The following is a 13,251-nucleotide window of genomic DNA, read 5'->3' as shown; positions in this document are numbered from 1 at the left end:
TCATGCATTCCACGCATATCAGACTTCTCTCCATTCTACACTATCTATCGGCCGGGACTCCTGCCCCCCCCCGAAAAAACATTTACTCAAAATGCGGGTAATCTCTTTCATATCAATCGGCTTTGACATATGCGCATTCATGCCATGCTCCATACACCTTTGAATATCCTCGGAAAACGCATCTGCCGTCATAGCGATAATTGGAAGGGACGCATCCGGGCGGTCCATGCCGCGAATCACATCCGTCGCCTCATACCCATTCATGACCGGCATCCGGATATCCATCAGCACGGCATCATAAAAGCCTACCTCGGATTGACTGAACATATCCACACAGATCTGCCCGTTTTCCGCCCAATCCAGTTTCAGTCCCAGATCCTGAAGCAGCTCATTTGCAATCTCCCAGTTGAGTTCATTATCCTCCGCAAGCAAAATACGCCTGCCAGAGAAATCTACTTCCACCTTCTCCGGTTGCGGCAGTTCAGAAGCAGGCTCACTATAAGGCTTCAATCCATAATACAAGGTGGATCTGAACAGTGGTTTTGACAAGAATCCACTGATTCCCGCCGCACGCGCTTCCGCCTCAATCTCACTGCAATCATAGGCAGAGATCAACAGAATAGGAACGTCATTCCCCAACTGTCTTCTCAACTCCCGGGCTGTTCGGATACCATCCATACCGGGCAGCTTCCAGTCCAGAAGAATCACGTGATAATCCGAATGATTCTTATGATGTTCATTCACCATCTGAATGGCCGTCTCGCCATCTAAAGCCCACTCTGTCCGAACTCCAATCGATTTCAGGGACGCTACGGTACTTTCGCAGAGCTGCTGGTCATCATCCACCACCAACATCGTAAAATCAGGCAGGACCATATCGTCCTCCATTTCCTCCGCTCTTTCAAAATCCAGAGTCACACAGAACTCCGTACCCTCGCCATGGGCGCTTTTCACCTCAATTTCACCGCCCATAGCATCCACAATGTATTTCGTGATTGCCATTCCCAGGCCGGTTCCTTCTGTTTTTTGTACCCTCTTGCTGTCCTCCCTGCTGAAGGAATCAAAAATACGTGCCTGGAATTCTTCCGACATACCGATACCGTCATCCTTCACCCGCATCAGAATACGGACGAATCCTTCTCCTTTCGGGGATTCCACTTCATGCAGGGACACTTCGATCGAACCGCCCTCCGGTGTGAATTTTACCGCGTTTGACAATAGATTTAACAGAACCTGATTAAGCCTTACACTGTCACATCGAACATTCTCAGAAAAAATATCGTAAATAAATACATTGAATTTCTGCTGTTTCTCTTTGACCTGCGGCTGTATAATACTGACAATACTATCCATGGCTTCGCGCAGAGACACCAACTCCACATTTAGTGTCATCTTACCGCTCTCGATTTTTGACATATCCAGCACATCATTGATAAGCCCCAACAAATGTCTGCTGGAGAGGCCAATCTTTTTCAGGCAATCCTGTACCCGCTTGGTATCATTAATATTTGCCATGGCAATGGCATTCATGCCCACGATTGCATTCATCGGCGTACGGATGTCATGGCTCATATTAGAAAGAAATTCTCCCTTGGACCGGTTGGCCTCCTCTGCCTGTTGCCGGGCCCTTTCCAGTTCCAGCATCTGATCCCGGTTTAATTTGAAATATCTCTGAAAAACAAAAAGCAATACGAGCAGAATCACAGCACAGCTTACCACAAAAACTTTTAGAGATCTGCCTCCCATATCCTCAATCGTGCGATTCAGGGTTCCATACGGCATCACCGTTACCAGATACCATTCTGACATCGGCATCTTTGAACAATAGAGCTGACGCCGTTCCCCATACAATTGTACCATAGATGCATAGTCTTTGTTACTTTCCATCGCTTCCTGTAGTTCCACGATCAACTGCTCTGCCCCTTTTCCATCTACCTCCTCATAAAGGGCGCGGATGCGATCGAAATAATTGTCCCGGACACTGTCATAGCTGCTGACAACAAAACTTCCATCTTTGCGGATAACGAAAGAATACACCATGGTATCTCTGTCCCCCAGAGAAAGCGTACTCGAAAGATATTCAATAGGCAGCTTTCCTACCAACGCAATGCAATCTCTTCCATCCTGCATCTCCACGTCAAACGGAATTCCCATGACAGCAACTTTCTCTTCCTGTTCGCCCACTCCCACGGATACCTTCCGTTCTCCATTCTGCATAGCTTCCTGGAATGGTTCCGGGTTCAGCGACCGCACCTGCTCTCCGTAGAGCATTTCAAAGCTTCCGTCTTCAAAATAGTACGCCAGGGACTCAAAACCGCGGGCTTTAGCACTGTATTCCAGCCACTCTCTCAATTCTTTGCTGTCGGAATCACTATTTGTATTTGACGGGATCGTCTCCACCAACGTTTCCAGCTGTGTCAGGCGCAGATCGATCATCGTCTCAAAATGCTTGGAAATTCTCTCATTGATACTGGCCATATAGACGTTTCCCAACTGATTAATGGTATTCTCACTCTGCCGGTTCATATACTTTACCAGAAAACAAAAAACGCAAACACAGGAAATACTGACACCAATCAAACTAAGCGTCAAATAACGCATAGTCTTATTCCGCTTCTGCATATTAATGTTCCTCGCATTCTTTTTCATATTCCCGAATTGCAGCAGTCGTAACACAATAATCCTCTTTCACCTGCTCAACGAGAACATCAGCCTCCGGAGTCCAGCCATGGCGCAGCGCATCAGATAACTTGCTGCTTGACTCCAGCAACCGGTCAAAACCAAGATTCTGACACACACCCTTTATTGTATGTGCTGCCCGAAATGCCTCATCATAGTCTTTCTCTGCCATCGAAACACAGAGAAGCTCATAACTTTTATCATCTAAAAATTTCAGAACAAATTTGCGCACCAGCCGTTCACTATGTAACCGCGCGAACACCTCCGCATAATTACCGCCTATGGCATTATAACATTCCTGTAAAGTCATCTGTATTTCCTCCTTTATGCATCACTTTCTGCAACAGAGATGACCGAAAGCATCCCCTTCATTGATTCGTCATAAAACACATACTGGCCACGCCCTGTCCGTTTTGCAGAGTAGAGTGCCTGGTCAGCGGCATGGAACAATGCATCATATTCCTTTCCCACCACATCACTTTTAGCGACACCCATACTGACAGAAATAGAAATACTTTCGTAATTCCCGGTAAGAGCATTGAAAAGCCGCTTGATCACCGCCTCAATCTTCATCTCGTATTCCAGAAAAATCATAAATTCATCGCCGCCGACCCGCGCAATAATATCCTCACCGCGAATCGTATGGTGCAGTTTGTCCGCCATATATTGCAGGACCTGATTTCCAAATGCATGTCCATATGTATCGTTGACCATTTTAAATTCATCTAAATCAAAAATTGCAAGTGCAAACTTTCCGCCCGGATTTCGCGAAATCTTTTTTTGAATCATTTCCTTGGCGCTGGTAAGATTAAGAAGACCCGTGAGTGCATCATGAGCCGCTCTCTTCTCCAGTTCCTCCATCTTGATTCGAGAGTCATGAATATCAACAGCTTTTCCAATGGCACCGGTACACTGTGGCGGATCGTCTCCCGACCAAATTGCCTGTGAAATAATCCGGTACCAGCGTGACTCTCCGCCAATACGAATCGGGCATTCATAGTTGATCAGTGGCTGCTCAGGAGTCGTGGCAAGTAATTTTTCTAAAAGGTTACGCCATACATTTTCTCCCAGGACTCGTGTCACGTTTTCATCATGAATCGGATCTATAATATCCTCACTCAGCCCAAGCTTTGATGCTCCCCAGCTGGACAGATTGAGCATATCCGAAGCCAGCGTATATTCAAACTGTATTTCTTCTGTCATCGCAGAAAAGAAATTGTACTTCATCCGCTCCTGATATAACAAATGTACGGACCGCTCTGAGGCAAACAGCTTCTCGCCATGGAGCATCTCCCTCATCAGGTTGCACCGCACGATCTGTCTTCCTCTTCCCTGAGCATTTATAAGCTCATTTTCCAGGTTGCCCTCCACACTCTGCAGACACTCCAGAAGCAATGGGTTGAAGGTCCCGCACTCCCCATTCAGGATCATCTGGATTGCCTGTGCATGGGGAAACGCCTCTTTATAGCATCGTTTGCTTGTCAATGCATCATACACATCCGCAAGAGCCACCACCTGGGCCGAAATGGGAATTTCTTCTCCTACCAGCCCGTCCGGGTACCCCTTTCCGTCGTATCTTTCGTGATGCCACCGACAAATCTCATAGGCGAATTTGACCAATGGCTCATTCTGATAGGCCGGCAGATTCCCCAGCATCTCTGCCCCCGTCAGCGCGTGCGTCTTCATCACTTCAAATTCTTCTTTAGTTAACCTGCCAGGTTTGTTAAGAATTTTCTCGTCAATCGCAATTTTTCCGATATCATGAAGTGCAGCGGCTGTATTGATACTGGAGATGTCTGCCTGAGTCAACTGGTAACGATCCGTCCTTTTCTGCAATTGCCGCAAAAGTACCTCCGTCAAAGTACGTACATTGAGAATGTGCTGGCTGCTCTCTCCATTTCGAAATTCTACAAGATGGCTGAGAATATCGACCATCAAACTGTTACGGTACTCCTTCTCATCTATCTGAGCTGCTACGATTGCGAGCAGTCTCTTCTGTTTTGTGTAGAGCAGCACAGTATTGACCACCCGGCGATGGACAACAAGTGCATCAAAAGGCCGTATAATAAAATCCGTAACTCCCAGTTCATACGCCTGCTCGACCTGCTTGGAGCTGTTCTCGGCAGAAATCATGATAACAGGGATATCATCGATCCAGTGCCTCTGATTCATCACCTTCAGTACTTCAAAGCCATCCATATGTGGCATTACAATATCAAGCAATACGGCAGAAATCTCTATAGCATGCTTCTGAAGCATGGAAATTGCCTGGACTCCATCCTCCGCTTCCAGAATCTCATATTCCTCTCCCAGAATATCTGCTAAAATCGAACGATTCATTTCCGAATCGTCCACGATCAAAATTTTCTGTTTTTGTAAATCATCCCGGTTAATAACAAAACACTTCCTTCCGTAAAGGGTAGTAACGATCTAAACAACATTTTTATTCTACTATATAAATTCATCTATTTCAACAGAAAAACCAAGGATACTGCGGCTTCTCTCAAACTCATTTTTACAGCCACTTATCCATACACCGCATCAGTTCTCCAATGTCGAGCGGCTTCGTGATATGCTCATTCATCCCGGATCGTCTGCTCTGTGTAATATCCTCCGAAAAAGCATTGGCCGTCATGGCAATGATCGGAATACGGGCTGCATCACCCTTATTGGAACACCTGATCATCCGGGCAGCCGTATATCCGTCCATCACCGGCATCTGAATATCCATAAAGATGAGATCATAATACTCCTCTTCGTGGTCTTCATACATCCACACAGCCTCTTGACCATTCACAGCGCACTCAATGGAAACTCCTGTCTCTCCGATAATCTCCTGGGCGATCTCACGGTTCAGTTCATTGTCCTCTACTAGCAGGATTCTCTTCTTTGAATAATCCCTGTCCGCATAGACTTTTTCCTTCTCATCTTTCCTGCCCTCTGCCGTTCCGACAAACTGCTTGAACATATAGACGAGCCGTGATTTGAACAATGGCTTTAAGATAAATCCGTTCACACCAGCTTCTCTCGCTTCGTCTTCCACATCTGACCAGTCATAGGCTGACAGGATAATGATGGGCACCTCTTCTCCCAGGAGCTTACGGATTGCTCTTGCAGTCTCAATCCCGTCCATTCCCGGCATCTTCCAGTCCAGGATCACCGCAAAGAACTCTTTTCCCTCATCACAGGCCTTCTTCGTTCTTCCGACTGCTTCCTCACCGGAAAGCACCCATTCCCCGTACATTCCGATATCCGTCAATATCTTGCAGGCCGCCTCACAGGAGCATTCGTCATCGTCCGCCACAAGAACACGGAGCTGCTGCAATTCTCTGACATCCAAGCTCTCTAAACTCTGCTGCTTCAGGAACAAGGTCACTGTGAATCTGGAGCCTTCATTCTCCTTGCTTTCAACACTGATGCTTCCGCTCATCATCCGCACGATATTCTGTGCGATCGTCATGCCAAGCCCTGTTCCCTCAATCTTGCTGACACGGCAGTCCTCTGCCCTGGTAAATGGTTCAAATATCTTTTTCTGATACTCCTCGGACATGCCGATTCCATTGTCCTGAAAAACAAATTCATAACATCCATAGCCATATATCTTCGAGGGCTTCTCCGTAATCTCAATCTCCACTTTTCCTCCGACCTGAGTGTATTTGACAGCATTCGATAAGATGTTCATAAACACCTGCTGCAGGCGGATCGCATCACCAACCACATTTTCATGCTCTACCTTAAAGAGCCGGGCCTCAAGATGCTGTTCCTTCGCCTTCATGGACGGATGAATCATCGTCAGAATACTTTCAAGCAGATCCGAAAGGCTGAACTCTTCCTCCATAAGATCGATCTTACCTGACTCGATCTTACTCATATCCAGAACTTCATTGATGAGTGACAGCAAATGTCTGCTTGCGATCGTAATCTTACCCAAACAGTCTGAAACCTTTTCTCTGTCCTCCAAATGGGTCCCGGCAATCGCAGTCATACCAATGATCGCGTTCATCGGTGTTCTTATATCATGGCTCATCCTTGACAGGAACTCACTCTTTGCTGCATTGGCATGATTTGCAGCATCACATGCCTCCTTCAATGCATTACGGTCGCGCTCTTCCTTCTCTTTACTTTCCGTGATATCCTGCGCTACATATATGGCTGTTTTCGGTCTGCCGTTCTCGCACTCCGCTATCACAACACTGGCGCGTGTCCACTGCGTTTTTCCATTTAATTTCTCAGCTTTCCGATACTCAAATGCCACACTCGGATGCTCCGGACTTAATTCCTTCAACAGCCTGCTATATCCCAATTTTTCCTTATACTCTTCCCGATCGTCCGGGTGAATGAACCGGTCGGCATACTGTTCCATTCCTTCTGTATAATTCCACTGCTCTCCAAGCATCTGTTTCACATCGTCCCTCTGGACAACTGCCTGAAAAGTACAATTTTGCAGATCAACATAATAGGTCGCAAAAAACATGCTGCTCAGACTGTTGATGATATAGGCCTTTTCTCTCGCCTCTCTTGTTACCTTTTCTTCCCGTTGCTTTTTCAATGTGATATCTCTGCCGAGAATATTTACAGACACACCCGTTTCCTGGCGTATAAAGAAAATATGTTCCTCCAGCCACGGGTACGGTGCTTTTTTTTGCTGATACTCAAAGATGATTTCTTCAAACTCCTTGACCTCTTCTGCCTTTCTGCGCAAATTTTCCAGAGAAAATGCCAAAAGAAACCTTTCCCTGTCCTCATCTCTGACATATTCTTCGACTGCTCTTTCAATATATCTGGCATACTCGCCTCTCTCTATTTTGCCAACCCGATCCGAACCATGCAGGTAAACTCTTTCACATATTCCCGACGACAGATGCAGGGTATTCATGACCCCGTATCTCGACTGAATGATCGCTGCCATCCTTCTATCATTCTGGGCACGCTCGATCTCGCTTCGGATACGCGCATCAACATCCTGGAACGCCATGACCGCATAGCTCTTTTCTCTTCCATAATTGTAAAAATACGCGGTAGCACTTATATAGTGGTACGCACCCCCTATTCTGCGCTCTGCCACAAGCTCCAGTTTCTTTTTCCCTTCCCTTGCACTCTTTAATAATACTTCCCTTGCAAAAAAGCTGCGGAATCTGTTCCAATAATTCGGGTGATATCGATTTTCCAGCAGAGCCTCCATCACTTTATCCCAGTTTTTTCTTCTGCCACCCACCAGTTCTTCGTCTTCTGCTGCCACACGCACAGAAGATACCCTATCCTCATTCAGATCAATGAGATAGATTCCAAAATTCTCTTCACCAAGAGTTTTAAGTATAGCCTCATTTTTCAGATTCAGTTCTTCATATCCCAGTCCTTCTTTATACATATCCTGTACATCTTTTACATAGATCATCACAGACTGGTTCTTATCCGAATACTCCGCATCCGGCAGCACTTCCAGAGTATTCCACCGATATTCCTTTCCCGATCTGCGCCGGTAATTACATGAAAGCATATTCTTCCCCGCGCGCAACTCCTCCCTCAGATGAGATAACTGGACGAATTCCCGAAATCTTTCTACATCTTCCGTATGTATATATCCGCCATTTTCGAGCAGTCCAAACCACTCCGATATCCTGACCGTCTTATAAAGAGAGGTATTCCTCTCCTCCACCGGAACCTTGACTACCTCATATCTGTCCAATGTTAGATTTCCTTTGAATATCTTATGATAAGAATAGCTGGCCGACTCCTGATGCGGGGTGATTGAAATCACAAAAGCCGGAATCGTATCCTTCCACAGAATCCTGTTCGCCACAATATCTACTGCTTTTCCAAAAGGATCGTTATAATTTGTAACAGAATTCTTCTTCTTGTCCCCAATTCCATTCAAGGGGCAGTTATCACATTTGCCGGCCCACAGTTTGTGACAGACCATCCCTTTTTCAACGTTAGGGGCCACATTTTTCACTCTTTGATTATAATATAAGATTTCATGGCGCTCTTCACTGATCACATAAATGGCAGTTGTATCAAGAGCATCTAAAACCAGCTCATAATCCTTTGACTTCATGTCCTCTCTCCAAACTTATAAAATACTCACTATATATTCCTTATTATATCCTACCACAATTCTCATATAAAATCTATAAATGAATCTCCACTTTGCAAAGAATCATTTTTTTGCCGGCTTCTATTGGAGCTTAAGTCCTGCCGCACCGCTGACGATAAAGCCCACATCGCCCGTGCTGCCACCCGCTGCAAGATTCCCGTTATAATCTACCGAGGAAATGTGAAGCACATCGCCTTTCACAATATACTGCCCATTCCAACTGTCAGACAAGGAAATATCACTGCTGAACTTCACGTCCACCTCCCAGTTCCTGCACGGCTGATCCGAAGTATTTTTTACTGTCAGTTCATACTGATAGAACTGCTGGCCATTGGCCTCCCAGCTGTTGGCCAGTTTAGCCATAGCCTCAATAGTTCCATTTTTTATCACATTGCTCTGTGACGAACTGTTCTCCGTCTTCGAAGCATTTCCCTTGTCTGAGCCCTCCTGGTCATCAGTACCTTCCTTGCCGGACAATCCACTGTCATCTCTGGTCAGCATCCGATACAGCCATTTGCCGGAATCGCTTAAATCCTCCCCGGTAAACCCGGATGTCTTTTCCACCGTGCTCTTAAAAATCGCCGATGTTTCATTCTTATTGGAGATGTTCCAGGCCACATAGCTGACCTGATACTGATCCATTACCTGTACCCATGCGTCAGCCTGCGCCTCGTCAATTGCACCGTTGCCGCTGGCATCACAGATTCCGTACTCCGACACAAATACCGGAAGACCTGCATCAATAGCCGCCGTCATGGTATTCCGCAGAGCCTCCGTGTGCGTTGCCGCGTAAAAATGGAGCGTGTACATAATGTTATCATAGCCGGTAATGGGATCTGCCGCTGCTTCATTGACAAACTGTGACCAATTGGGCGTTCCCACAAGAATCACCGCATCCGGATCATTGGCACGAATGATCGGTATGACTTCCTGGGCGTAGGATTTTACTTCCGACCAGGAAGTGCCTCCGTTTGGTTCATTACAGATTTCATAAATCACATTATTGTGGCCGGCGAATTCTTTTGACATCTGCTTAAAGAATTCCATGGCCTCACCTTTGTATAGGTTGGGATTCTGGTCCATCAAAATATGCCAGTCAACAATGACATACATATCCTGGTTGGTGGCATATTCCACACCGCTTCGAACCAGCTTCTTCAAATACTCTTTGTCACCATCTGTACAGTAACCGCCATATTCCGCTGTATACATCGCAAGGCGAATCACATTCGCCTTCCACTCCTGACGGAACTGGCAAAAAAGCTCTTCATTCACATACTGAGGGAAACTCGCCAGCCCATGGGTACTTAATCCTCTGAGCTGCACAGCCTCGCCCTTTTCGTCCACAAGCTTCGTACCTTTTACGGAGAGCTTACCACAGACAGAAGGTGATGGTATTTCCGATTTTTCTTCCTGCTTTTCCTCTCCTTCCTCAGAATCTTGTTCTTTTTTCTCTGGAACCTCCTCTTTACTTTCCCCTTTTTTTACGCTTTCCGGCTGCTTTGACTTTGTCTCCTTCTTACAGGCAGACAGGCAGACAGCTGCCAAACATATACATAAAAAAACAGCAATGCATCTTTTGTACCTTTTCATAAAAACATCCTTCCAAATCATTTTTAGTATTTTCCCAACAAATCCCCACATATAAAGATGACGGGGAAACCCGCAGGCTCTCGTCTACGGGTTCATTTATTTTCATTGTAAAATTTACTACCTTTCTTTTTCCTTACAAGATCCATCATTTCCAGTAACAGCTTTACGTCAATGGGCTTGGCAAGGTGGTCATCCATACCACTTCTGAGGGCCTTTTCCCGGTCCTCCTCAAAAGCATTAGCTGTCATGGCAATAATCGGAATTGAGGCAAGCTCAGGATCTTCCAGACTGCGGATGGCTTTTGCGGCCTCATATCCATTCATCACCGGCATCTGGATGTCCATGAGAACAAGTTCATAATAGCCGCGAGGAGACCGCTTCACCATATCCACTGCAATCTGCCCGTTCTCTGCCGATTCCGTCTCAAATCCGACATCCTCCAGAATCGTCTGGGCAATTTCCATGTTCAGTTCATTATCCTCCACCAACAGGATTCTGCCTGCATAATGCTCACTTTCCTCCTGTTTTTCCACGCTCTCCTTCCAAATTTCATCCTCCTCTTTTTCAACACGGAAGGTTAAAGAAATCCGCACCGTTGTTCCATGCTCCGGCTCACTTTCTACCTCGATTTTTCCATTCATCATTTCCACAAGGCTTTTGGTGAGAGCCAATCCCAACCCGGTTCCCCCGACTCCGCTGATTGTAGTGTTCTTTTCTCTTTCAAAGAGATCGAACACATGCTCCAGGAACTCAGGGCTCATGCCGATTCCACTGTCTTTCACACAAAAATCATAATTAACAAATCCCGGCGCAGTACCCTTCTGCCGCACGACATCCAGATCAATCCTGCCTCCCGGCCTCGTATACTTGAGTGAATTCTCTACCACATTCAAGAGAATCTGGCTCAGCCTCATTCTGTCACAGTAAATCCTCTTATCATCTACACCCGTCAGATGCATTCTGAGCTGAAGGAGCTTTTTCTCTGCCTCAATCTGCATCATGTCATTCAGGTTCTTAAGAATCTCCGGAAGGCTGCAGAGAGTCTCCTCCAGACACATATTTCCACTCTCTATCTGGCTCATATCCAGTACGTTGTTAATCAGGCTCAGCAGATAATTCCCGGAAACCTGAATTTTCTCAAGATACTCCTTCACCCTGCCCTGGTCATCCAGATGGACCGATGCCAGATTGGTAAAGCCCATAATCGCGTTCATCGGAGTCCGGATATCATGCGACATGTTGGAAAGAAAGATTCCCTTTGCCTGGCTCGCCCGGTTTACCTGCACCAGCGCATCCTCCAGCAGCTCTTTCTGCTCCATCTCGCGGCGTATCTGTTCATCCACGCTCCTGAAACCAATAACGATCCGTTTCCCATCCTTCCATGATCCGGTACGCACGACTTTCATCTCATAGTAATCGATATCGTTTCCAGAAATAGCCCGGTAGTTCATACAAAATAGTTTTTTCCCGGACAATTCTTTTTTGATTCTCTCAGGGCGAATCGTCTCTCGCAAAATCTTCCGATCCTCTTCCACTACATACCGGCTAATATAGTTTTCCATGCAGTCATCAAAGATCAGGTCACCGGAGAACGCCTCCGCAAAGCTCTGGCTGTCGTCCTTTACCCGCAGCAGCATCCCCATCTCCGTATCAAGGTCAAAATAACAGACCAGATTATAATCCACGCTCAGCGCCCGCATCAATTCCATCTGCCTGTGTCTGTTCTTCTTCTCCTCCTGCTTTTGGCTGGTACAGTCAAGAAGGAATCTCTGATAGTACAACTCACCGTTTTCTCTGAGCAGCTTTACATTTCCCATAACATGAATGATCTCACCGTTCGGATGCTCCACCCTGTACTCAATACTGACACTATCTCCTACATTCTTCAGTTCCTGGATACATGCCCGTATCTTAGGTTTATCCTCATCCATCACGGATTGTGCCACCATATGGAATCCATCTTCCTCCATCTCTTCCTGTGTCTCATAGCCCAGAATCCGCAGGGCTGCCTGGTTCACACGAATCAGACGGTTTCCATCCAGGGAATGGCAGAGCACTCCACAATCAATATAAGAAAAAATCGTTTCCAGCGTTCGGTTCTTTTTTACAAGCTCATGTTCGTATGCCCTCTCCTGGGTAATGTCAACTCCAATCCCAACTGTCCCCATAACACTTCCGTCCAGATCATACAGCGGAGATTTATAGGTGGTAAGAAGCTTCATGCCTTCCCCCGTTTTTACCATCTCCTCCGATATGCACATCTGTCTCGTCTCGAATACCTCTCGCTCCGAATCTGCGCAGTCATGCCCCTCATTTCCCGGGTCATTCGGATCCACATCCCAGATGAAATAGTGATCCCGGCCTTCTACCAGTTTTTTTGGCTTATTCACGGTTCTGCAGAAGCTGTCATTCACCTTCTGATGAATCCCATCCTTATCTTTAAACCAGACCAGATGCGGCATCCCGTTAATTGCTGCTTCTAAGAACTGGCTCATCTCCCATTCCTCTCTGGCCTTTTTGCACGCCATCTGCCATTTCAGTATGCGGTACTTCAATTCCTCCTCCTGCATAGGCAGTGTCCACAGGTCAGAAACAGCCGGCAGATATTCGAGGATTTCATCCTTCTGCTCCTGCTGCGCGAGGATGATCAGTTCTGTTTCCTTCGGAAGATCAGATATTACCTTTCTCATCATGTCCCCGGCATCTGCTCCCTGCAAATTTGCAAAAACAACATCTGGCTTTCCATCCTGAAAAATATGTATAAAATGTTCCACGGGAGGCAGTTCTTTGATAATTTCAAAGGTTCTGCATGGTTGTCCTATTAGATTAATATGAAGCTGACAGTGATACATCTTCTATCCCCCCATTTATTTTTCTCTATATTG

At 46.2% G+C, this 13,251-nt stretch carries 6 protein-coding genes; all 6 read right to left on the bottom strand.

Going from position 1 to position 13,251, the window contains the following annotated elements; translation table 11 throughout:
- Positions 1 to 18: 18 nt before the first annotated feature.
- Positions 19 to 2,622, bottom strand: coding sequence for a response regulator (locus ABXS75_10535; protein XCP83519.1), 2,604 nt, complete (start codon positions 2,620 to 2,622; stop codon positions 19 to 21).
- Between the two features lies 1 nt (position 2,623).
- On the bottom strand, positions 2,624 to 2,989 hold the full coding sequence (locus tag ABXS75_10530) for an Hpt domain-containing protein (GenBank protein ID XCP83518.1): 366 nt from the start codon (positions 2,987 to 2,989) through the stop codon (positions 2,624 to 2,626).
- 14 nt (positions 2,990 to 3,003) lie between these two features.
- On the bottom strand, positions 3,004 to 5,073 hold the full coding sequence (locus ABXS75_10525; protein XCP87136.1) for a diguanylate cyclase: 2,070 nt from the start codon (positions 5,071 to 5,073) through the stop codon (positions 3,004 to 3,006).
- 121 nt (positions 5,074 to 5,194) lie between these two features.
- Entirely contained in the window at positions 5,195 to 8,734 is a 3,540-nt protein-coding gene (locus ABXS75_10520; protein ID XCP83517.1) for a response regulator, read from the bottom strand.
- A 120-nt stretch (positions 8,735 to 8,854) separates the two neighbouring features.
- Positions 8,855 to 10,366 carry a cellulase family glycosylhydrolase gene (locus tag ABXS75_10515; GenBank protein XCP83516.1) on the bottom strand — a complete coding sequence of 504 codons (1,512 nt, stop codon included), beginning with the start codon at positions 10,364 to 10,366 and terminating at the stop codon, positions 8,855 to 8,857.
- Positions 10,367 to 10,458: 92 nt separating this feature from the next.
- The gene (locus tag ABXS75_10510; GenBank protein XCP83515.1) at positions 10,459 to 13,059 is read right to left on the bottom strand and encodes an ATP-binding protein; all 2,601 of its coding nucleotides are present in this window, start codon (positions 13,057 to 13,059) and stop codon (positions 10,459 to 10,461) included.
- Positions 13,060 to 13,251: the final 192 nt, after the last annotated feature.

This window comes from Roseburia hominis (assembly GCA_040702975.1).
Classification (GTDB): Bacteria; Bacillota; Clostridia; order Lachnospirales; family Lachnospiraceae; genus Allocoprococcus; species Allocoprococcus hominis_A.
This window is presented reverse-complemented; position numbering and strand designations above follow the sequence as displayed.